The sequence below is a fragment of the Peribacillus asahii genome (genome assembly GCF_004006295.1).
Lineage (GTDB): Bacteria > Bacillota > Bacilli > Bacillales > DSM-1321 > Peribacillus > Peribacillus asahii_A.
The window spans coordinates 2,910,747-2,933,262 of record NZ_CP026095.1 but is presented as its reverse complement, the minus strand read 5'-3'; the positions used below and the strand labels follow the sequence as shown (position 1 = coordinate 2,933,262).

General features: G+C 32.5%; 20 protein-coding genes. 1 reads left to right on the top strand and 19 read right to left on the bottom strand.

Annotation, left to right across the window (positions count from 1 at the left end; genetic code table 11):
- Positions 1-7: 7 nt before the first annotated feature.
- The 10 genes from BAOM_RS14375 to BAOM_RS14335 all read right to left on the bottom strand — a co-directional run bounded on the left by BAOM_RS14375 (position 8) and on the right by BAOM_RS14335 (position 14,611).
- The gene (locus BAOM_RS14375) at positions 8-1,138 is read right to left on the bottom strand and encodes a PDDEXK family nuclease (protein WP_127760858.1); all 1,131 of its coding nucleotides are present in this window, start codon (positions 1,136-1,138) and stop codon (positions 8-10) included.
- Positions 1,139-1,227: 89 nt separating this feature from the next.
- A complete protein-coding gene (locus tag BAOM_RS24535) occupies positions 1,228-1,383 on the bottom strand; it encodes a DUF5659 domain-containing protein (protein ID WP_164853248.1) in 156 nt (51 codons plus the stop codon).
- Between the two features lie 68 nt (positions 1,384-1,451).
- Positions 1,452-2,564 carry a phage tail domain-containing protein gene (locus BAOM_RS14370; RefSeq protein WP_127760857.1) on the bottom strand — a complete coding sequence of 371 codons (1,113 nt, stop codon included), beginning with the start codon at positions 2,562-2,564 and terminating at the stop codon, positions 1,452-1,454.
- Between the two features lie 3 nt (positions 2,565-2,567).
- Positions 2,568-9,515, bottom strand: coding sequence for a phage tail tip lysozyme (locus BAOM_RS14365; protein ID WP_164853247.1), 6,948 nt, complete (start codon positions 9,513-9,515; stop codon positions 2,568-2,570).
- Between the two features lie 280 nt (positions 9,516-9,795).
- A complete protein-coding gene (locus BAOM_RS25565; protein ID WP_127760855.1) occupies positions 9,796-10,041 on the bottom strand; it encodes a phage tail tape measure protein in 246 nt (81 codons plus the stop codon).
- Between the two features lie 178 nt (positions 10,042-10,219).
- Complete coding sequence (locus BAOM_RS14355; RefSeq protein ID WP_127760854.1) at positions 10,220-10,399, bottom strand: phage tail tape measure protein; 180 nt, start codon at positions 10,397-10,399, stop codon at positions 10,220-10,222.
- Between the two features lie 275 nt (positions 10,400-10,674).
- Complete coding sequence (locus BAOM_RS14350; RefSeq protein ID WP_127760853.1) at positions 10,675-12,051, bottom strand: phage tail tape measure protein; 1,377 nt, start codon at positions 12,049-12,051, stop codon at positions 10,675-10,677.
- Positions 12,052-12,116: 65 nt separating this feature from the next.
- On the bottom strand, positions 12,117-12,515 hold the full coding sequence (locus tag BAOM_RS14345) for a hypothetical protein (RefSeq protein WP_127760852.1): 399 nt from the start codon (positions 12,513-12,515) through the stop codon (positions 12,117-12,119).
- A gap of 50 nt (positions 12,516-12,565) precedes the next feature.
- Positions 12,566-14,263, bottom strand: coding sequence for a PDDEXK family nuclease (locus tag BAOM_RS14340; protein WP_127760851.1), 1,698 nt, complete (start codon positions 14,261-14,263; stop codon positions 12,566-12,568).
- Positions 14,264-14,386: 123 nt separating this feature from the next.
- On the bottom strand, positions 14,387-14,611 hold the full coding sequence (locus BAOM_RS14335) for a hypothetical protein (RefSeq protein ID WP_127760850.1): 225 nt from the start codon (positions 14,609-14,611) through the stop codon (positions 14,387-14,389).
- 204 nt (positions 14,612-14,815) lie between these two features.
- On the opposite strand from BAOM_RS14335, the gene BAOM_RS14330 reads away from it, so the two are divergent.
- Positions 14,816-15,217 carry a DUF6364 family protein gene (locus BAOM_RS14330; RefSeq protein WP_127760849.1) on the top strand — a complete coding sequence of 134 codons (402 nt, stop codon included), beginning with the start codon at positions 14,816-14,818 and terminating at the stop codon, positions 15,215-15,217.
- A gap of 164 nt (positions 15,218-15,381) precedes the next feature.
- Here the strand turns inward: BAOM_RS14330 and BAOM_RS14325 are convergent, their stop codons facing one another.
- From BAOM_RS14325 to BAOM_RS14290, 9 genes are all read right to left on the bottom strand, one after another.
- Positions 15,382-16,383, bottom strand: coding sequence for a tyrosine-type recombinase/integrase (locus BAOM_RS14325; protein WP_127760848.1), 1,002 nt, complete (start codon positions 16,381-16,383; stop codon positions 15,382-15,384).
- Between the two features lie 24 nt (positions 16,384-16,407).
- Positions 16,408-16,863 carry a hypothetical protein gene (locus BAOM_RS14320; RefSeq protein WP_127760847.1) on the bottom strand — a complete coding sequence of 152 codons (456 nt, stop codon included), beginning with the start codon at positions 16,861-16,863 and terminating at the stop codon, positions 16,408-16,410.
- Between the two features lie 17 nt (positions 16,864-16,880).
- Positions 16,881-17,414 (bottom strand): hypothetical protein, encoded by a 534-nt coding sequence (locus tag BAOM_RS14315; RefSeq protein ID WP_127760846.1) that lies wholly within the window; start codon positions 17,412-17,414, stop codon positions 16,881-16,883.
- Between the two features lie 114 nt (positions 17,415-17,528).
- Positions 17,529-18,890: a hypothetical protein gene (locus tag BAOM_RS14310; RefSeq protein ID WP_127760845.1), complete on the bottom strand. Its 1,362-nt coding sequence runs from the start codon at positions 18,888-18,890 to the stop codon at positions 17,529-17,531.
- A gap of 150 nt (positions 18,891-19,040) precedes the next feature.
- Entirely contained in the window at positions 19,041-19,256 is a 216-nt protein-coding gene (locus BAOM_RS14305; RefSeq protein ID WP_127760844.1) for a hypothetical protein, read from the bottom strand.
- Positions 19,257-19,717: 461 nt separating this feature from the next.
- Positions 19,718-20,164, bottom strand: coding sequence for a hypothetical protein (locus BAOM_RS14300; protein WP_127760843.1), 447 nt, complete (start codon positions 20,162-20,164; stop codon positions 19,718-19,720).
- A 938-nt stretch (positions 20,165-21,102) separates the two neighbouring features.
- Positions 21,103-21,246: a hypothetical protein gene (locus BAOM_RS24530; RefSeq protein ID WP_164853246.1), complete on the bottom strand. Its 144-nt coding sequence runs from the start codon at positions 21,244-21,246 to the stop codon at positions 21,103-21,105.
- Positions 21,247-21,273: 27 nt separating this feature from the next.
- Positions 21,274-22,011 (bottom strand): hypothetical protein, encoded by a 738-nt coding sequence (locus BAOM_RS14295; RefSeq protein WP_127760842.1) that lies wholly within the window; start codon positions 22,009-22,011, stop codon positions 21,274-21,276.
- A gap of 11 nt (positions 22,012-22,022) precedes the next feature.
- A complete protein-coding gene (locus BAOM_RS14290; protein ID WP_127760841.1) occupies positions 22,023-22,514 on the bottom strand; it encodes a hypothetical protein in 492 nt (163 codons plus the stop codon).
- Between the last annotated feature and the right edge of the window lie 2 nt (positions 22,515-22,516).

Below are 22,516 nucleotides of genomic sequence, written 5' to 3'. Positions count from 1 at the left end.
TTCATTATTATATATTTAATTTACTTTTAAGCATTTCCTCAACTTTGTCGTAATCCCAATACCATATTTCTAGAATATTAATGTTATTCTTTTCAGTATATTCTCTTTTGCGTCTGTCATGTTCTTGTTGTTTCTTAAACTCTTCTTCAGTTTGATTTCTCACTGTCCCGTCATGATACTGTCCTTGATATTCAATCAATAAATTATAATCAGGTAAATAAAAATCATAAGAAAGTAATCCTCCACCAGTTCCAACTAAACCATCAAATTCTTTTTGTGACTCAAAGTGCATGTTATTTTCTTCTAACCATTTTCTAATTTGTTTTTCACCTTTTGATTCTGAACATAGAGGGCATCTAATCCCTTTTTTATAATCAGATGGTTTTGACCAATTAGGTTTGTGCCCACATTTAAAATCTATTAGTATCTTAGTTTTATTATTTACATAGTCACTCAGTAATTCATGACCATTAAAACTAACTAAATTGATTAATTCTTCTTTTGCTTGTTCAGGACACTTTCCGTTACATTTAGGACAACCATGACCGATTCTATAACTATATGGCGTGATTTCGTGTGGAATATGTCCGCACTTAAAATCAATTTTTACTTTTGTTTTTGCGTTTATATATTCGCCATCAACCCATTCGTGACCATTTGATTCGATTAATGCTATTAAACTTTCTTTCGCTTGTATCGGACATAATCCTGCACATTTTGGACATCTTTCACCATTTTTATAACTATATGGGTAAATTTCATGAGGATCATGTCCACATTTGAAATCTATTAATACTTTTGTTTTTGCATTTATATATTCAGTTAATAACTCATGTCCATTTTGTTTTGTCATCAAAATTAAATTTTCTTTAGCTTGTTCTAAATTTTTACCTGAACATTTCGGACAGCCTCTTCCTTTTTTATAGTTAGATGGTGATATCCAGTGCGGTTCATGGAAACATGAAAAATTAATTAATATAAGTTCATGAGTACCAATATATTCACTTAATGCTTCATGGTTATTTTCTTCTAATTTGTCAATGAATGTGTCTAGTCCATTTTTAATCTTTTTATTAAAATCTCCATTTTTCATGTGTAATTTAACACTGTCAGCTAATTTAATTCCTCGATATTCCATCTTTCCATTCCTCCATTTGTTATAAAATTAGACAATAAAAAGACCACCGAATAATCGGTAGCCTTGTATTCGAAAATATATTTAATTATTTATTGTTTGAGTTCGTCCATAGCTTTTCTCAACTCTTCACTATCTTTGAAGTAGAAAACATTTTTATGTTTATCATTACTATTTTTACCCATTCCTTGTAAGACAAAGCCTTTCAATACTAACTTTGCCATTAGTTTCTGACTGTAAATAACCATTTGCATCACCTCATTTGATTTTGTTTAAATTATCTTTAAAAATAAAAAGAGAGCCGATTAAGACTCTCTTAGATTAAAAATGACAATTGATATCTAAATTGAATTTCACAAGTCCCAAAAATACGTAAACGATTGATGCCTCGATTTAAACACAAATATTCACCGTTGAAATCATCATATCTATACGTTAATGGAAGATCACTCTCAATATCTTTTTTCTCATTGTCGATGTATACAGTTTCATTAAGTGCAAGTCCTGTACCTCTAGTGGATGCATTTCCGGTAAAACCAAAAGCAGAATCTAATCCAATTATAGAGGAACCAAGTGGAATGACAGTAACTATTGAGTCTAATCCTTTACTGAAAGAAGCTATTTTAATTCTACCTGTTCCATCATTTTCTGCAAATCCACTCGTACCGATAGCAGTATTGATTAGATTGATTAAGTGTGTAATATTTTTATTTTCACCTGTTGCAGATAGTATCGAGGCTTTATTTATCTCATAATTAGTTCCGTCGATAATGATAAGTAACTTTGCATCGGCAGAAATATTAGTTAAATCTGTTGTTGGTAAAGCCTGTTCATTAGCAATTAATGTTGCAGCTTTCCCTGTGAATTCAAACTTAATACCGTTACTTAGATTATGTATCTTAATATTCTCTTGTTGAGATTTATTTTTAATCCATATTTCAGGAAATACATCTAAATCACCATCATTTTCAAATTCGAAATCATATTCACCATCCACTTCAATGAAAGGGGAGGAGTAGACTGGACTATAACTATATGGACTATTAGATGCTAATTCAATTGTAAAGTAACCCTGCCCTAATCCATTATGAGAAATTCTTGAATCACCTTTATACATGACATAAAACATACGATGAGGATAATCATCAAAATAAAAAGGTTTGTAATAGTCTTGGTTGAACCAACGTTTAATTTTACGTTCTTGATCCTCTGCATATCCATCAGGCATTAGAAAGGTAAGGGGGAGGGAAATATTATCCCTCTCTACGCTTTGAAAATAAGATTTATCATTACCTTTTACTTTTACCTCATTAATATTTCTAGATGGTAGAAATATTTCTTCAAATAAACCTGAATCCAACTTTACGCTCATTAACCCCATATCTTTAGAACTTATTCCGTCATAATGGAAATCTAAACTTTCTAGCATAGATTATTTCAACCCCATTCCTGCTAAATTTTTATTTAATACTTTGAATAATTCATTTGCACCTTTTTCTCCACCTTCAAGTTTAGCTATGTTAATATTCATATTAACTGTCGTAGTAGCAGGGGAGAGGGCGATATTTGGTGTAACTGATTTGATGAGATTTTTCATGTTAGTAAATATATTAGGAATATTCTTAGGTGGAATTTGTAATTCACCTTTTAGCGATTTGATTACTTCTTCGTTAGGCTTTGTATTAAACAATTTATTAGCTAATTCAGTTAATTTATTACTCGTAGAAGGAGTTTTACCAACAATTCCACCATCATGAAATTCATTCAAAGGAGTATTAGATACTTTGTCATACTCTTTACTTATTACATCTAATTCTTTTGTTAACTTAGATACTTCAGGTTTATTTCCAGAAGCTTGTGCCTTAGTCAGTTCTTTTCCGATTCTCTCTTTTTCTTTTTGTAATTTGGCTAATTCTGCTTTCTTTTTCGCTTCTTTTTCTTCCATAGTAGAATAGTTTCCAATTTGTAAATATCCACTTGTCACATATCCTACAGCACCATCATATTTAACTTTGGCATAGCCTTTTTCATATCCTAAGAATTCAACAACGTCATTTTTAGATACAGATCTAACTAAGTAGCTTTTTTCTGTATCATCATACATGTTCAAATCTATAGTTGCTTTTGCTGTTGATAAGATATCCTTTACGCCCTCTAATTTATTGTATTCGTTCTGTGCCTTTTCTAAGTCAGTTAAAGCTTTCTTTCTATCAGCACTACTAGCACCAATTACTGATGTTTGTGCATATTTTTGAGCATTTGTAACAGCATCTTTCTTAGCTTGGATATTAGCTTTATTTGCAGTAGTTGTATCTTGATTAGATATCGTTAAATTAGAAGCACTTTGAAGGTCATAGAAACCTTCTTTCAGAGATTCCAAAGCTAATAATGATTCGTTTAAAACATCCGTGATATTTTCAGATACACTTAAACCAACTAACTGAGCGTTTGAAGATATTGTTTCTGTGATAGTCCCAATAGAAGATGTATACTGTGCAATATCTCCCTTTAGGATATCTTGTCTTACTTTACTCCAATATCGCTCATTATTAATCATGTTATCATACATCTTTTCAATGAACTCTTGTTGAGAATCAAATTCTTCAGAACGCTTATCCCATGCTTCATTCTCAAGTTCGACTTGCTGATTAATATTTTCTTTCTTAGCATCATATTCATCTTGTAAAGATTGCTTACGTAGCTCAAGACTTCTATCATGAATAAAATCCTGAATTTCTTCATTTTTGTCAGCTAATTGCTTACTTAAATCATCACGTTGCTTTTTAGCCCATGTGGAATCATCCATTGACAACTTATTGATTTTATTTTGAATCTCTTGTGCTTCTTGTTGTTTCTTTGATAATTCTTTGTCATAGTTGTCAGCATTTTCTTTATCATCAATTTCACGAATCCGCTTGTTATAGAGTTCGTCTAATTTTTCGCCTTCTTCGTTAAGTCGCTCGATTCGTTCATCATGTGCTTTTTGTTCAGCTTCACGAATTTTATCAAGTTGTTTTAACTTGATAGTGCGTTCAGCTTCATAGGCTTCCTTCATAGCATCGACATATTCATCTGCAATTGAACTGTATAATTCTTTAATAGTTTGCTGTTGATCGAAAATAGACAAATCTTTAGCATCTAACTTATCTCGCTCTGCTTGAATTAGTTCTAGATTTTCTTTTTGTTTAGCAGGGGTGAGGGAAGTGTGTTTAGCTTCTAACTTAGCGATATTATTAAGGATATCTTGACGTTCCTTTAGTAATTGATTTAACTTAGCGTTGTGTTCGTTTATTACTAAACCATAAACATTTTTTAGAATGTCTTCCTGTTTTGCAATTTCACTATTAACCTTTTTAATTTCTCTAAGAGTAGACTCTATAGCACCTTTTGTAATTTCTATGTCACGTAAAACTTCATTTTCGTCATCTACTGATGCTAGACTCGATAAATCAATTGATTCTAAATCCCGAAGATCTTTTTGTAAGGATTCAAGACCACGTTCCCAAATAGATAGATGTCTATTGAGTTCATCTAATTCACCTTTTTCTTCTGCATATTGAACTTTAACATCCATAGCTTCTAATCTATGGATTCTACCTTCAATCTTATCCATCGCTCTAGAGTTAGCTTCTTCAATTTTATTGATAGCATCTAACATTTCGTTAACGATGCTTTCTGAGACTTCTTCTGCAATTGCTTGAATTTCTACTTGAGTTTCAGTAGCAGAATCTTTCCATTCTCCTTGAATATAAGCCATATAAGAATCGAATGTAGCCTTGTCAATTTCTCCAGCTTTATATTTAGCTTTGACTTCTTTTTCGATATTCTTAATCTTATATTGTTGCTTCTTCTCAATTTGCTCAAGTAGCATAGCTTCTTCTTTTAGATAAGCTCTACCTTTTGCAGTTTCGGTTCCATACATTTCAGCCTTTTGACGTTTACGGTCAGCTCTTGTTTGTAATTCAGCAAGTTCAGCATCGTATTGATCAGACCAAGCTTGAACTTCATTCGCAGCCACTTCCTGCATAGCTTTCTTAGTTGAAGCATTGTCTACTCGCATATCACCAAGGATATCATTCCAATAAGCTCTAGTCGCTTTGTCCATACCCGGCTTTTCTTTTTTGTACCAATCTTGTAGTGCTTTCATATCTTTTTGTTCTTGTTTTTCTTGTTTCTCTAACAAGTCATATTGTTCAGATAAGTAAGCTCTACCTTTTTTGGTAGCAACACCGTAGTACTCAGCTTTTTCTTGTTTAGCATCAGCTTGAGATTGAAAACTATTAGAGTTTCTTTCCATTTGCTCAGAGAAAGAATCTGCAACTGCTTTGTAAATTTGTTGAATTTCCGCATTATTTTGTAGAATTTCATTTTGCAAATCAGCTTTTTCTTGTTTAGCAGCATCTTCATTTTGTTGATTTTCCGCAGCTTTTTTAGATTTCTCAGATTCTTTTTCGGATGTAGTTTTACCTGCGTCAACTTTGATTCCTAAAGCCTTTAAAGTTTGAGCACCTGCTATTCCATCAACAGCTAATTTATTTTTCTTCTGAAATGCTTTTACTGCTTTTTCTGTATCTTTACCGAATATACCGTCTGCTGGAATTCCTAACGCCTTTTGTAATTCTTTTACGTCAGAACCTCTTGAGCCAACTTTGAGAGTAGAAGAGGTAGATGCTGAAACTGCGGAAATTTTAGAACCATCTCCACCTTTAGCTAAATCCTTTATGTATGTCTCAGGATTAATGTAATTACCCTTACTGTCTTTTATTTTTAAGTCTAGATGAGCAGCAGTTGACGTTCCTGTGCTTCCCATTTTCCCGATAGTTTGCCCTGCTTTAATTGAATCTCCTGCTTTAAATTTAGGAAGACTCTCTAAATGGATGTAACGATATTCTTTACCGTCTTCACCTTGTATAACAATGGCGTTTCCTGCTTCTTTGTGCGAGAATACTTGTTTAACCGTACCATTAGTGAGTGATTTGATAGGAGTACCTTTATCTTGATTGCCAGAAGTACCCTTTACATTCATATCACTTCCCCAGTGACCGTTAGGATGTAATGCGTCTTTTTGACCGAAATCTCCACTCATTCTGAAGGTATCCAAATACCATTGAGCTACATCAGCAGAAGAGGTTCTGTTAATAGCGTGTTCAGGTTTAGCTACACTTGCAGTTTTAACACTCGCTGTTGATGCCTTAGCTGATTTACCATATTTATTGTAAGCATCATTAGCGTATTTATATCGTTTGGCATATTCAACTTTTCCAGCACGTTCAAATGACTCTTGGAATACTCTTGTTGAGCTTTCGACACTCCTATTGTTTTTTAGAGCTGTGACTCCGCCACGAGCATTTAATTTTCTATTAGTAGTTCTTTCGGCATTATCTTTACCTTCTAGTTCTACCACGATATACATGAGTTGAGTTTCTAAATCATAAGGGTCTAATCCTTTAGATGCAGCCCAAGCAAGGAAAAACTCCCATCTATCATCAGGTTTACCTTTTGCTTTACCAGATGTCCATTGAGCTATTCCTCGTCCGGGACCCCCGTCGTATTGCTTCTGCTTAGGATTAAGTGCAGGGGTAGATTCTTGTTGTAAATTACCAACTATTCCTGCTGCGGCTTGTGGACTGTAACCTTGAGATATGAAGAAATTCATAGCCTTCTCAGCATTACTGCTACCTGCTAATTTAGCCGATGAACTTTTACTAGAAGTAGAAGTAGGACTATAGAAAGTATCCTTGACTGCATCAGACTGCGAAACTACACCTTCTGTAATATACTTTCCAGTTTTAATTTGCTTATCTATAGAATCTATTGCACCATCAATAGCTTTATTTTTCTTTTCTAGTAAATTGATTTCTTCAAGAAGGGCATTACGATATTCTTTAGAATACTTAGGATATTGATCAAGTTTAGCCTGTTGTTTTTCTAATGCTTTATTCGCTTTTTCAAGTGCGTCTTTGGATTTATCTACAACATATGTAAATTTATCGTATTCTTCGGCTGCGTCTTTTACTGCTTTGGAGTTGTCTCTAGTTGATTTAGTGTTGCTATCTGTTGATTTTTTTAAATCAGATCCAATCTCAATACGATCCAAGAAAATATCATTAAAATCAGCTTCAACCTTCGTTGCATAATCCCTAGCTCCACTATATGTAGCACTAAAAGCATAAGTAGCTAATGCACTTGGATTCATGAGTCCTGCTAAACCATTTTTTCCAGTCATTGCATTTACTATGTTAGCTACATTTCTTGCTTTAGTTTCAATACTTTCTAATTGGCTACTCCAAGCTTGAACGACTCCAGCAAGAACCTCATTCTCAACCGCAACTTTCGCTTCACCAAGATTCTTATACATAGTTAAATCTACACCGTATAAATCTTGGAATGCTTTGACACGATTACTATTAGCTTCGACTGCTGCTTTATAGAATACATCGTTATATTCTAATTTAGCTAACATTACTTGTTTGGCAACTTTTTCTTCATTTTCCATTTCAATTTGGATTTGTTTTCTTAGTTCTTTTTCGTTGCCAATATAACCAAGAAGGTGAGGGTACTTTTCGATAAGTAAACCTATTGAATCAGCAGATAACTTTTGGTTTTCTTTTAAATCGTCAAGAACTCCGTTAAGGGAGTCGATATTGGATATTGCGTCATCGAACATATCTGTTAGCTGTTCTTGAGCATTCGCAGCTTCTTCAGAACCTTCGCCAAACTCTTTAACAGCACTTTGTAATTCAGATATTGATTTTGCAGTACTTTCAGACGAATTACCCGTTCCACTAATTCCGTCTTCTAATTCAGGTAATAATCCCAACTGTTCCTGTATTTCTTTTGTGGTCATCCCTGTTTTTTCTGCTAATTTAGTAAAATCAATACCAGCAACTAAAGCAGCGTTTCCAGATGATATTAATTGATTAGTAAGCATATCTAATGTTTTATCATCAATGCCATCCATACCTTTTAAATTAAGTAATGAATCTTTGACTGCATCAAAAGCATCAGTGGCTTTATTTTTATACTCTTCTATTTTTTTCGTATCAGAACCTTTGTTTATAGCATCCTGATAATCTTTTATTGCACTTGAATAATCCTCTAGTGTCTTTTTGAAGTTAGAATCATATTGAACGTCATTTAAAAGGTCATCAAATACTTTACTGAGTGTCTGATCTGATAATCCAGCAGATGAAACAAAAGATGTGAAATCATCAATTACTGATTTAGCCATAGTACTAGTAGCATCATCTAACTTAACGTTAACGTCAATCATTTCCATTAAGTTTTGTTTATACATAAATGCTAATGATTCAACTTCAGTTTCTAAACCTTTATATTCTTTAATTACATCTTTAAGATAATCAAAATTACCTTGCTCAACGAGATTTAGTTTCTTACCATTCGCAAGTTTATCTTGAAGTCTATCGAACATTTTTTCCGCTTCTTCTAAACTGTCCAGATTAAGCGTACTACTTGTTCCAGCCCAAAAATTATCCAGTTCTTTTTGTCTATCTTTTAAATCCTTTTTAGAATTGTCGTAATTAGTTTCAACTTCTTCTTTTCTTTGAATTGCATCTAATTTTTCTTGTATCGCTAATTGTTTCTCCAAGTCGGCTGTTTTAGCTTTAATTCGCTCACTACTACCAATAAGTTTATTGCCATATTGATCTTCACCAATTACTAATTCAGGCATAATTTTAGCTAAATCATTAGCGATACTTCTGTATTTTTCTATATCAGTTGCATCATAATCTACACCAAATTCGCCCGTGCTTATTAATTCTTCGTATTTTTCATATTCTTTAGTTAAAGATTCGACATCCTCTTGGTGCTCTTTATAGGATTCAGTTAAAGCTCTGTTTTGTTGCTCCAATTCTTCAGCACGTTGCCTAGCTTCAGATTGTTTACTTAATAAAAATTCTAAACCTGCTCCTATTGCTACAAATGCCAATCCAACTCCACTTGCAGCAGCTAATCCCCTAAGCATAGTTCCTGTAGTTTTAGCTACAGTTCCTAAACCTACTAGTGATAATTGAAATCCTTTTACACCAGCAGTTCCAGCCCAAAATGATTTATTTAACATTAAAACGGCAGTGCTTAAGACTCCTAATATAACGGGTAGTCCACCAATAGTTTTAATTAATCCTTCAAATGAACCGAGTAGGGAGATGAATGTTTCTAAACCTTCAACCATTCCATCCGTTAAAAAAGCATCTCCTAATGCCAATGCTAATTTCTCTATAGCAACAGTAGCTCTATTGATTCTTGCTTGCAAGCTATCTTCGAACGTCTTATACTCTTTTAAAGCTGAACCTGCTGCATTCGTTGATGATTGATATATTTTTCGGTACATGGAGTCAGTTCTACCTAAGTCATCCAAGAAGGCTTGCATTCTCGTAATATGGTATTTCAAATTGTTATCCTAAAGGCTTTTTATCCTCTAGCTCTATATCTTCGTATTTGATATAGTTCAGCATACATTTTCATCCTCTTATAATTAAGTAGGATGCAGGACACTCGTGGGAGAATTATATTCTGTACTTACAGTTTCATCTCCTATGCGTTACACTACTAATTGGTATTTAATTAATTAGTTAGCACGGTATTAGCATCTCAGCCTTCACCGTTTTTGCCCTGTCATAATCTAATACATTTCTATATTAGACGGCAAATATTTTACCAGCCAATCCTTCTGTTACTGCTATTTTTTGGTCTTTTGTTAGAGACTTAGTTTTTTCTGCTACTTCAGAATAGATATCAATAATGTCACGCATATCTCCATCTTCGCCATGCATAGAAACATTTAACGATGCTAATGCGTCTTGCGCAGGTTTGGATGTAAGACGAGGGAGGACACTTTTAATAAAGTTACCAATTTCATTCTTGTGTACCCTAGCTTTCGCTATATTTTAAAGGGAGTAGACTATACCATTAACTCTATTGAGTTACCTCTTGGTAGTCGTTGGGGGCTTCCTAAAAGGCTATCCCTGCTGATTGCCCATTGTAATATCTAACAGATTGTCACACTTCGGTACTGTTAGCTTTAGGGGTTTCCAGCATATTCAAGGTTTGCTTATATCATCACTAATATAAGGGGCAATGAAATTTACCCGATTGTTTTGTGGCAGCCGTTACTGTACCGACAATTGCGTTTAATTGGTCGAAGTCAAGACCCATAGCACGAGCTGTCGCACCTGCTCTAGCTTGCCCCTGAGCCAATTTTTCAGTTGTCGTAGCATAGTTATTTGATATTTCATTCCACATTATATTCCCTTATTCTCGCTACAGAATAAAGCGTACTTTAATTGTACTGCTTATAGTTTCCTATAAGATTAGACTATATCAAAATCTTCAGCATTATCTGTTAAGATTCCTCCCATTTCCCTTATCAATCGCTTATAAGGTACGGCTTCCGCCTAGTCGTTACACGTTCCTCATTTGAGGCTTCGCTCGGTATTGTCATATCTAATAATTAGACTTAGAGTTCTACCGAATTAAAGAGGTTTAGATACAATGTTTCCACTGTAAATGCCTAGAAATTAAGCATCAATTATTCCCATCGATTCTTTTGCTTCCATGTTCCATTGAACAAGAGTGGAAGTTAGATAATCGGCTGATTTTTGAGTACTCAGGTCGGCTACGGCAGAAGCTATCAAGGCACTGTCAGCTAAACCATTTAATTCTTCTCCTTTGAAACCTTGTCGAGAAAATTCAACAAGGGCATCCATGCTTTCAGAAATTGAACGTGAGAATCTTTCTGAACTTTCCACAGCACGATCAAATACACTCGATAGATCAGATTCACCAGTTACCATTTTCAAAGTGGTCATTTTAGTGTCTATATCGACAATAATTGACATGAAATCTTTAGCTGCATTAATAGTTCCGTATATAGCTGTAGTGACAATTCCCCATGTGGCTACTTTACCCATGATTCCGGCTAGTGAATTACCTAAAGTTTCATTAGCTTTCGCTGTATCTCTAGCATTGGCAGCTAATTGTCTAAAACTAGTACTTAAATTCAACATTTGTTGATTTAGGTTAGGTGTGCGAGAAGTCAAAGCATTAACTGAATTCAAATATTGTTTAATACTTGAATCATTCATGGACATTCCTGTTGATCTAGCTAAATTTTGAACATTTACACTAGCTTGTTTTTTATAGTTCTCTAAACCTACATTAGTGTTAGCGTTAGTTTTAGCTCTAGATAAAGCATTTTCTAATTTTTTAATTTGATCAATATTCTTAGTATTATCAATCGCATTATTTAAGCGTGAAAGAGAAGAGGATGTGATAGTACCTTGTCTTTGTAATTCATTAAACTCATTTTTTAATCTAATTTGAGTAGCGAGCAATTTTTCAGTTGCTAAACGTTGTTGTTCGATGTTTTGGGTAGTTCTACTGGAAGTAACGTTCCCACCTTTATCATAATTATAAGTAGTGGAAGTATTTCCATTTTTATATGTATCAGAACCACCTGTAGCACCTTTGGCATTTTCTTTTGTAACTCGTTTTTGAAGTTGTCCAAGCTTTTCTAATTCAGAAATCTGTTGTTTAATTACTTCAGTTTCTTGTTTAGTTGCTTTTGTTCGTTTATCTATACGCTCAATTTCACGTTGAATAATTTCGCCATTTTTAAGATGTTGAGTAATACTTTCTTTAATGATTCCGTTATTCTCTTTAGAGATGGTTTTTTCTTCTTTCATTACTCTGTTTAAGTCTTGGTTAATCTTTTTGTGATTTTCCATAGCTTGAGAGTATTGAGCTAGGATTTTGGACACCTTTTCATCGACTTGGATATTTAATTTTATACTATTAATTTTCTTTTCAAGTGTAGCGATATCTCTGTTTATCTGAGATGTCGATTGGTTTATGTCTAAAATGGAAACTATGGATATTTTAATGTCATTGTTCATATGAACACTCCTTTCTTAAAAATAAAAAAAGAAGTGCCAATGAAAGGACACTTCCTAAATGTTATTTATTCATCTATCTTTATTCCGTAATCTGACTCAATTTTATTTAATATACCTTCATATTCTTTGCGTTTTTCATCCATTGTTTCTCTGTTACCAGTTTGATACGCCAACATATAGTGAGAGTTAATAACTTCTAAATGATAAATATCATAAACAATTTGTTCATCTTTAGTTTTATTAACACCATCTTCGTTATATTTATATTCATCAAAGAATGATTGGAGCTTAGCTTCTTCCTTTTCGTTTAACATACGTTCACCTTGACCATGCATTTGATTAATAATATTTATAATTTCTTCACTGTCTTTATAAAGAGAATTATCTACGCCACTTGTATTAGATGAACATGCGAATAAAAAGAAGGGGAGTAGGATTGATAATAGCTTTTTCAGTGTAATCACCTCATGGTAAATTTTACTTACATTATAACATATTTACCATGAGATAATACTTATTTTCTTAATTGTAATCTATATTCGACAGCACACTTTACACTACAACAATGACTTTTATTATTTTTGTAGTGCGATATTAATTGTTCTTTTTCTGTGCCACAATTATCACAATTAAATATTATCCACTTATCAGCTTGTTTTTTGTTTTTCTTTTTACCTACTATATTAATTAATGTTCTTAATTCTTCAATGCTGTACTCCATAAATGGAATTATAATGTTATTCGTTATCTCGATTTTATTATCGTTTAAAGCATAGTTAAAACTGTGATAATAATCTAACTTTCCTTGTGACTCTATATATTCTTTTATAAGTAACTCGCACAATTCTCTATTTTCTAAGATGTCTTCTTCCCATAGATACAAAATATTTATTTCATAATTATTTTTAATGTAAGTATTTTTTGCTTTGTCGTTTTTAATTCTATCAACTTGATTCTGATAATTTATTTCATGATAAATTCTTGGGTCAGCGTGCCAATATCCTCCATTAACTTCAATCATTAAATTATAATCAACTAAATAATTATCTACAGCATAATATTTGCAATTGTATTCATTTTCATATTTTATTTTTAAATTGTCTAATATCTCATTGATTATCATTTGACACTCTGTGTCAGTTTTATTAAAAGTGCCATCTTCTAACATTCTGACTGCTCTCATTCTACTTTCATCTTTCCATTCGAGAGATTGTGACCATTCTTTCGCATACCATTCACGATAGCATCTAATAGAACAAAATAACGATTTACCTTGTTCTCTCATTTTGATTTTATAAGGGGCTTTCAATTCATATTTCGTTCCACACCAATCACAATTATGCATTCTCATTTCAGATGTGATATTCGAATTATAATTGTTGGCATTTTCACCAATTAAGTATTTTGATTGCCAAATTTTTTGACATTCAACAGAACAGGTGACGCTTTTCTCAGCTTCCGAAGGTTTTACATCATAATGTGTATTACATATCAAACATGTTTTATTAATCCTGTTTTCTTTATGTCTAATAGCGTTATATTTTCCAACACATTCGTTTGAGCAAAATACTTGACCACTTTTACTTTGTTCGATTTTAGAAGGTGCTACTTCTAATTTCTTATTACAAACCCCACAATTTATTTCTATCCTTTTTCTAGAACCAATTCTTTTACATTTATCAGAACAAAATTTAGCAGTATGTTGTCTGTGTTTTGGTACTGAAAATTCTTCTTCACAGTATTCACAGTTTATTTTGATTGAATTAAAATGTGGGTTATTCTCTCCTGTGCGATTTAAGCTGTTCCATTTACCTTGACATTCTCTGCTACAAAATAAATTTTCATGCTCTCCGTTTTTTACTTGTTGAAATCTATAATTAGCTACTCTGAAAGATTTGTCACACATATCACAATTGTATTCTACTTTTGTTTCAGGAGTTATCGGGTTTAATTTATTGTATTTATTTCTGCATTCATTTGAGCAGAAATGTTTATCGGATTTAAAAGCACGTTTAGCTTCTCTTTTAAATATATCTTTACATTGATTACAAGTGCATTCTATTTCTATCCTTGATCCTTTATTTAGCTCATTTATTCTTATTTCGAATTCTTCACCTTTACAGGTAAATTGATATCCAAATAATTCGAAATATTTTTTATTTTTTGTCGTCCATTTAACTTTAACCATTTGTCCCTCAATAATAGCCATCACAAATCACCCTCCACACTCATTAAATTTATCTGTATGTTATGAAAAAATATCGAGCATGAAAGGAGAAGAGTAGACCAACCAATCATACTCACATAATAATCACTCATTTTATGTATCTACTAATTACTCATCCGCACAAAAATACTTTAAATTCTCCAAATCAGCTTCCCAATCATGAACATCCACAACGTGAGACTTTCCTTCATTATCAATTCTAATAAGAATAAATCTACTTGTTGTTAATGAGTCAAATGTATAACCTCCTTCTAATAATCCATCTTGTTCGCTTTCCGATGCAACCTCTGTAGATACCGACAATTTTAGATCTGTAAATACTGTGGGTTTCATATTTAAAACACCCCTTCTGAATAAGTGTAACTAGGAAGCTATTTCCTGTTGATATACTTATTATAAAAGGTTTATAAACCATTTGTCAATAGTTTCAAAGGTTAAAAGTTTACAAAAGGTTTATAAATAATATGGAAACTTTTTATAAATTTTGTTATTATAAATTTAATACCTTAACCTTAAGTAATTAGAAGGAGGAATTTCATGTCTATATCTGAAAACAATGATCGTTTAACTATAATTATCAATAAACAAATTAAAGAAGAATTGAAGAACATTGCCAAAGAGAATAATAGGAGTCTGAGTAATTATATAGCTCATATCCTTGAACAACATGCGTTACAAGTAGCAGTCACTAAAAATGCAATCAATAAGAGAAATCAACTTGAGAGAGAATTACAAAGAGATACTAATCGTAACTTAGGTAATGAAGAGGGATTACCTAGAAACGATATGAATGGTTATCACATTATCAAAAATGAACAATCTTCTCGTGAATACAACCCTTATGAAGTTGATTTCGATAATTCAGATGAGATACAACTTATGGACAAAGGTAAACTTAAAAAGCTTAAAATTCCAAAGTCACTTAGAGAAGATGAATGATTTATACGTTATAAACACAAAAAGACATTCAAATTTAAATGAGTGTCTTTTTCTACTTACAAAATGTATTTCAACCGAACGCCTAGAAGGGAGTATAGACGCTCAGTTGATACGAATAGGGGAGAGGAGATACTGTGATAAAAGGGTAATTTTACAGTAATCAATTAGCCGAAAATACCGTTTTTCTCATCTTCAAAATCTCTTAGATCATATATTGAAGTAGTCGAAATATCGTTATGGTGTGCAATAAACTTGCTGACTAAATTGATGTCCACTCCATTTTCTAGATGATAAGTAATACAAGAATTTTTGAAAATATGAACATTAATTCGTCTTCCTAAAATGTTACTTAATACTTCTGTACAAAAATAATCAGCCCAACTAGGAGACATTTGACGAATTTCACCATTATGCTTTGTTGTAAAAACATATTCACTTTCATAGCCTCTAAATTCAATCCATTTTTTCCAATAGGGTAATACATCTAACGGGATCATGTATTCTAGAGGTTTACCATCAATCGATGATCCCTTACCACGAACAATATGCGAAAGTACATAATTTTGACCTTCTTTTGGATTTTGTTCCAGAATACTTGTTCTGAATTGGATAATCTCGGAACGTCTAGCTCCCACTAAGAATGCAGTAGCTAACCAAGCCATACCTAGATAATTCTCATCGGATTCTAAAACTTTCATCATTTCTTGCCATTCATCATATGTAACTTTAATTTTCTCATATACTTTATTTCGGGGGATTGAAGGCAGACCACGTGTGAAATTTCTAAAATTTTTATAGTTTTGATCTTCATCTGCTACTACATTTTCAATATAATTACATAAGCTAGATACGGTTGCTTTTTTTAAATTCATTCCACTTGAAGACATTTTTCTATCATCTCTCAAATAACTTAAATATCGCAAGAAGTCACGTTTAGTTATTTTATATAGTGGTTTGTTATTCATAGACTGACACATAAACCAGCCAAATTGACGGAGAGATGAGGTGTACTGTTTCTTAGTTTGTGGACTGTGAGATTGAACTGAGATATATTCTTCAACAAGCAATCTATAATCCTCATTAACTTGTTTCCACATTTCATCTGTTACATCAGGCAATTTTTTAGCACGTTCTCTGAGCATATTTTTCTCAATTTTCTTACTCAAACTTTACACCACCTTTATATAATTTTATTTAATGTTCAACCCAACTGACTTCAAATCATCTTTCATTGCATTAGTCAGTTTATTACTATTTCTCAATGCTTCTCTAGTTGGCTCCACTGCATGACGAGGCTTCTCATAGCCATATCCATATGTATCTTCAATAGAATATTCTTTATGTCCTTCGATAATTTCTAACGCATACACATCTTGACCACTTCTATCTGTAGCTTCCCTTGTAGAGTAGATAGACACACCTTCAGCAGTTTCATCCATCGCAAAGTTTTCAGGGTCAGTTAATCCACCATCAGTAGTTTGACGAGTATACATCTTTGGGTCATATTTCGGATAAATATTTTTATCAATCTTTTCAATCATTTCGTCAACAACTGCTCTTTTAACATTTTTACCTTTAGACATAGCTTTCTTAGCCTGTTGATTCATATATTTCTCTAAATCTTTCAAGTTTGAAAAAGTTGGCATACATATCAACTCACATTCTATTTATCTGCTAAAACATTACTCACGTCAGATTTATTAGGGAATAGAATTTCTTTATTTTCTAAAGGTAATTCCTGCATTTCCTTTTGTACATTCGTAATCATATTTTGAAATTTAGCATTGAAATCTCGAACTTCATAAATACGTTCCATTACTGATTTAACTGATTCTTCAGGAAACGCTTGTAATAGTGTTTTGAATACGCTTGAATTTTGAGCAATCTTAAATTCTTTATAAATTGTTGAAGCTTTTTTACTATTGGTGAACTTTAGGTTGGTGAAATATTTTACAATAAAGAATCCAATTAAATCATCTTCATCTAACTGATCAACTTTCACTTTTTCTTTTTCAGCAGCCTTAAAGAATTCAATCAAGCTGTTAACTAGATCACGCACTTTGGTAGGGGAGAAGAAAGGGTAGAGTTTAATATTTAACTCTTCAGTTTGACCTTGAATAGTGACGGGGATATCAATATGCTCACTGTAGAGCTTAGTTTCTTCTTCCAACATTTTAATACTTACTTGTTTTGCCATAATATTTAATTCCTCCTTATGATCCTTGTCGAAAACCCTTGTAAATAAAGGACTTTCTTCTCTTAAATTTGCGATAAAATCATGCTTTTAACGGATTAAAAAAAATAAAACACCTCACTTTAGGGAGTGGGTGTTGGTTAGTACAGAATTCATTATCTTTTTACTTCTTGCGTCATATGCAGTTATTACATTGTTCTTTTTTGCAAATTCTTTTAGTGAGTCATATCTTTTTAATACTTCTTTAAATAGAAATTCATGTTTGTTTTCTCTCATAGTCCCATATGATGGTAAAACTCTTTTTATTTTACTAAACTTCATTATTTCTTCAAACAGTGTTTCATCAGACATTTCGTGAAGAGTAAATGTTGAAACAAGTCTATCTTTAACTTCGATGAAAGGGAGATTTAAATAATCTGAAAATATATTATATAATTTCTTTTTAATCATTCCCATAGAATTATAGAATATGTCTGGAGTTACTGATATTAATTCTATGTTATATTTTTCGTATAATTGAAGCTTTTCTTTCATTACTGAATCATAATCGTATAATTCTCTTTGTCCATTAAATGTTCTCATTCCGCCCCAAACTTCAACGTGAATTTCTTTTTCATCGAGATAAAATGTAAAATCACTTCTATAATTTAAATTTTTATTAAATACCTTAAAAGGAAGTTGTTCACGTTTGTAAGGGATATTTTGTGCAATTAAGTAATTTGCAACTATCAATTCAAATGAAGATTTATTTATAAACCCTCTGTTATCTGTTAAATACTTTTTATCATTATATCCTAACTTATCTCTTATTTCTACTAAAGCACCATGTTTTTGATAATCTGAACTGTGTATTTTTAAATCTTTAGATAAGTTTTTCTGATCCGGGAAAAATCCATACTCTTTAACAAAGTTATCAATTTTTTCTTTTAACTCTTCAAATGGAATAATATAACCATTAGGCTTTCTTCTTTGAATGTTATTTAAATCGTATCCCAAATCGCTTACTAATTCACCTAAGTCTAATTCATTTCTTTTCACAGACCAACTAATCATATTCCATTTTTTATTTTGTTCTTCATTGTCACTTTTCCCAGTAAAACCATTGAATCTGATATACTCATTTAATTCATTTTTAATATTATCTACACTAGACCAATAACCACGTTCACTTTGATTTTCTATTAAATTATTTCCAAGTTTATAATTTAAAATATCTTGTCTTTTCTTATGCCAGCATTTTTTACAAGCGTCTTTATGTAGGAATACATGTTTAGTTCTAACATAATCACAATATCTAATGTTATATTTATCACTACAATAATCACATTGAACTTCAATCTCTTTACCTGAGCTTTCTGGTAAATCTTCAATCGAAACTTTAATCACATTACCGACAATCGAATCGTTGTAGCCTTTATTTAAATAAATATTTTTATTCCTATGAGAAATCGACACATCAACTGTTTCACTTAGTAACATTTTAATCCACCATCCCTAGTGTATTTATCCCTTTAAATAAAATAAGGGAAGAGAGGTGGGATTGACCCCTCTTATCAGTATTAATCCTTACCTATCCACACATTAAATATAACATATAATTTTATTTGCGTAAATGGTTTAAATAAAAAATTATTTAAGTTTTTCAAATTTTACACTGTGAGGATTTTCAATATCTCCAGTATATTTGACTTTAATTGTTGTACCTTTAGATACATGTCCTTTGAAATCTTTATCAAAGTAAACACGCATACGCCAACCATCAAGATTAACGATTACTGATTTTTCTTCTACTTCATGGATAACTAATTCAGTTTCCTTGATAGTTTCTTTTTCTTGTGTCGCCATTTGCTACACCTCCATAAAAGGGGAGAGGGTATTTTTTACAATACCCTCAGTGTTTTTCTCCTAAATATTAAACAATTGCAGATTGATCGTAAACGATTAATTCCCACATAGTTGAAGAAGTTGGAGATTTTAGAATTTCCATGTTTAAATCTAGAACCGCTGGATCTCCATCAGCAGCAACGCTTATATTCACACGAATTCGCTAAATTCATGCAGTTCTCTTATGAACTTCTCTATATTTCTATAGAGGCTAGACTATATCAAAATCTTCAGCATTATCCGTTAAGATTCCACCCATTTCCACCATCAATCGCTTATGGTGTACGTCTTTCGACTAGTCGTTGCACCTTCTATATAATTTTGTTTATATAGCTTGGCTCAGAATTGTCCTCAACCTTACTTGTTAGGAGTTTCTCTGAATTAAAGTGGTTTCGATATGATATTTCTATCATAAAGCCCTATTAAATTTTTAAGGAAAGATTAAAGTTGTCTTCAAACTTAGCATTAGGAATTACAAGGTCAGCTTCAAAAGCATCTTTAGTGAATTCATCAACAACAAGACATTTAAGAACTCCACGGAAAGTGCCTCCGAAAGCATCAGATGATACCTTGATTGTTTTAGTATCAGATGCAGTAGTTACTTTGTAGTATACTCGGAATTGAGTTCCGTTTGTTACTCCAGTATGGAAAGTTAAATCCTTACCAGCTACAGAGTATTCAGTTGCATTTGTTCCCGGTGTACCAAGAGTATATTCTTGACCATTTGTACCATCTACATTAACTTTATAAACAGTAACGATAGCTCCTGTAGGAGTTTTAGATAAAGTTAATTTGTTAGAAGTTACAGCTTTAACTTCATAGAAGTCAATAACTTTTGTTCCAGAAACAAGATCATTTCCAGTCAACATTGCAACTGCTTCGTTATCAAAACATTTCTGTTATCTATGAGACTTTTTATTCTCATATTCTAGGAGTTTCCTCGCATTACGGTATGTCACTTCATACCTAGTTCAGCATACATTTTCACCTTCAACATTACTTGTTAAGGTGTCAACCACTCGTGGCTACATTTTTCCTCTCTTAACGGTCAGTAGCTATGCGTTACGGTGACAGGTGATGTTCCTGTTTACCTCGGTATTACCATATTATAATTTTATTCATAACTTAGGCTTCACCGATTTTGGTTGATGACTATCTAAAACATTTCTGTTTTAGGCGACCTTTGATAAGTTGATCGCATCTTGAAGTGTAATTTTTGCTTGACGGTTAGATGAGAAACCGATTAATCGTGCGTTCAATTTTGTTATCGTAGAAGTTTTTTATCATCTACTTCTTATAGTTTCCTATAAGTTCAGCATACTTTTTCATCCTCATCGTACATAAGAGGAGCAGGAGTCTCTTGGGTAGATTGTATTCTTATAATAAGGTTCACTACCTATGCGTTGCCCCTGACTAAAGTTTTACCTTTAGCCTTCGGTTCGAGTTAGCATATCATCAGACTTAGCCTTCTCGCTTAATACTCCTGTTTTACATATACGTTACCGTATAAGGTGGCTAACGCTTAACCACGTCCACCCTGTGCGTAAACTGTTTCCACATTGTTATCGCATGGCTTTTTATCCATACTTCTTACACTTTGCCATTGTGCAAGGTCGGCATATATTTTCATCCTTTAAAATAAGAAAGGATGTCAAGCACTCGTGGGAATATTGTATTCTACTATAAGTAGTTTCAATTCCTATGCTCTACGGTGAGCCACACCTTTTAAAGTGTGCTTTACCTCGGTATTATCCTATGATTAATTGGAGGACTTCACCGATTTTGCTCGATTTTCACTAATATATTACTATACTAGGTGGCAAAATCTACCAGTAGTTTCCACGCCAGAAGTTTTTAATGTTGTTAAAGTTACTTTTGCTTTGCCTGTTACTAAATCATAAGCTGTAAATTCTCCAGCTTCTCGGATTGCCCAACGATTAGGTGTTGCCATAATAAAATTCCTCCTATTTCTATAATTTTATGTATTAAAAATGTTAGCCCAATTAATATCCTCTAACTTAAGTTTCGAGGTATCGATTGTGCCAGCATAAATACCATTCATTGTGTAATGGTAGTTGTCAAACAATTGAAATCTAGAATAGCCATTATAAAGTTGATAAATGTTTAATTGATTAATAAAATCAAAGCTTTTAGATTTCCAACCAACAGCAGAGATAATGCTATGCAAGTTGATTTTAGGTTTTTTAAGTTTAGCTAACAGAGCTTTTCGTTTCTTTTGTTCTTCCATGAACTGTCTAGCTCTTTCGTTGCCTGCAATTATTTCATCTTCCTCTTTTTCTTCTTCAGCAAGATTATTAGCTATCCTTATCAACTTTTTCATGTACCCGAATCTCTCATCAGTCAAAACAGTTTCCTCAGACGCTTCATCAAAATAGACGAAACCTTGTTCATGTAATCGAGGTGTCTTACCAAAATGCAATTCTAAAGCATCAAAAAAGACATCTCTAAATGAACCATCATGATAAATAATAGATGACAGTATCTCAAAATCAGATAAATCTTTAACTTGCTCTGGATCTACATCTAAATTTTTTCTATCGAAGAAAATAGAAGATAGTGCCATATTATAAGATTCCTCAGTCAAATCAACAATGTCTTTGAGTAGGGGAGACTTAAGCTCTCCAATTCCATCCACAGGTATAGATAATCCCAATAGAAACTTCAAATGAATATCATTTTCATTCAATATCTTCATATCCAATCACCTTAATAATTCTCATGACAGAATTCATAGATTAACCTATATCCAACATAATTAACTGGTGCACTTACCGGATGTCTCTGTATAAACAAAGTTTTACCTAATCCAGCAATTGACTTATTAAAGACCAGCTCATTCACTCTGTCACAAATCCATTCTAAACGTTTATCTGTGTTTTCAATTGACTGATGAACAAATACATCAAAATGGAATTGCTGCTTAGAAAATAAATAATTATCCTTCGCACTCCTACCGTTACCTGCATAGTAAAATAATCTACATATAGGTGACGTATCAAATCCATTGAAATTTGAAGCAGTCATAATCTTATCGTTGAATATTGCCCATTTATCCTTAGTAGGTTTATCAAGTATATTAGGTTTAGCGGTATCTAATGGATTATCCAACACATTCTTAGGCATGTAATAAAGTAGGCGTAATAACTCTTCATCCATTAATACATTTTCAATTTTGTATGTATATTCACGTAAATTCATTT

Coding starts and splice junctions, on each gene's coding strand:
- BAOM_RS14375 (WP_127760858.1), bottom strand. CDS start 1,138: ATGGAATATCGAGGAATTAAATTAGCTGACAGTGTTAAATTACACATG.
- BAOM_RS24535 (WP_164853248.1), bottom strand. CDS start 1,383: ATGGTTATTTACAGTCAGAAACTAATGGCAAAGTTAGTATTGAAAGGC.
- BAOM_RS14370 (WP_127760857.1), bottom strand. CDS start 2,564: ATGCTAGAAAGTTTAGATTTCCATTATGACGGAATAAGTTCTAAAGAT.
- BAOM_RS14355 (WP_127760854.1), bottom strand. CDS start 10,399: ATGTGGAATGAAATATCAAATAACTATGCTACGACAACTGAAAAATTG.
- BAOM_RS14350 (WP_127760853.1), bottom strand. CDS start 12,051: ATGAACAATGACATTAAAATATCCATAGTTTCCATTTTAGACATAAAC.
- BAOM_RS14335 (WP_127760850.1), bottom strand. CDS start 14,611: ATGAAACCCACAGTATTTACAGATCTAAAATTGTCGGTATCTACAGAG.
- BAOM_RS14330 (WP_127760849.1), top strand. CDS start 14,816: ATGTCTATATCTGAAAACAATGATCGTTTAACTATAATTATCAATAAA.
- BAOM_RS14320 (WP_127760847.1), bottom strand. CDS start 16,863: ATGCCAACTTTTTCAAACTTGAAAGATTTAGAGAAATATATGAATCAA.
- BAOM_RS14315 (WP_127760846.1), bottom strand. CDS start 17,414: ATGGCAAAACAAGTAAGTATTAAAATGTTGGAAGAAGAAACTAAGCTC.
- BAOM_RS14310 (WP_127760845.1), bottom strand. CDS start 18,890: ATGTTACTAAGTGAAACAGTTGATGTGTCGATTTCTCATAGGAATAAA.
- BAOM_RS14305 (WP_127760844.1), bottom strand. CDS start 19,256: ATGGCGACACAAGAAAAAGAAACTATCAAGGAAACTGAATTAGTTATC.
- BAOM_RS14300 (WP_127760843.1), bottom strand. CDS start 20,164: ATGTTGACTGGAAATGATCTTGTTTCTGGAACAAAAGTTATTGACTTC.
- BAOM_RS24530 (WP_164853246.1), bottom strand. CDS start 21,246: ATGGCAACACCTAATCGTTGGGCAATCCGAGAAGCTGGAGAATTTACA.
- BAOM_RS14295 (WP_127760842.1), bottom strand. CDS start 22,011: ATGAAGATATTGAATGAAAATGATATTCATTTGAAGTTTCTATTGGGA.
- BAOM_RS14290 (WP_127760841.1), bottom strand. CDS start 22,514: ATGAATTTACGTGAATATACATACAAAATTGAAAATGTATTAATGGAT.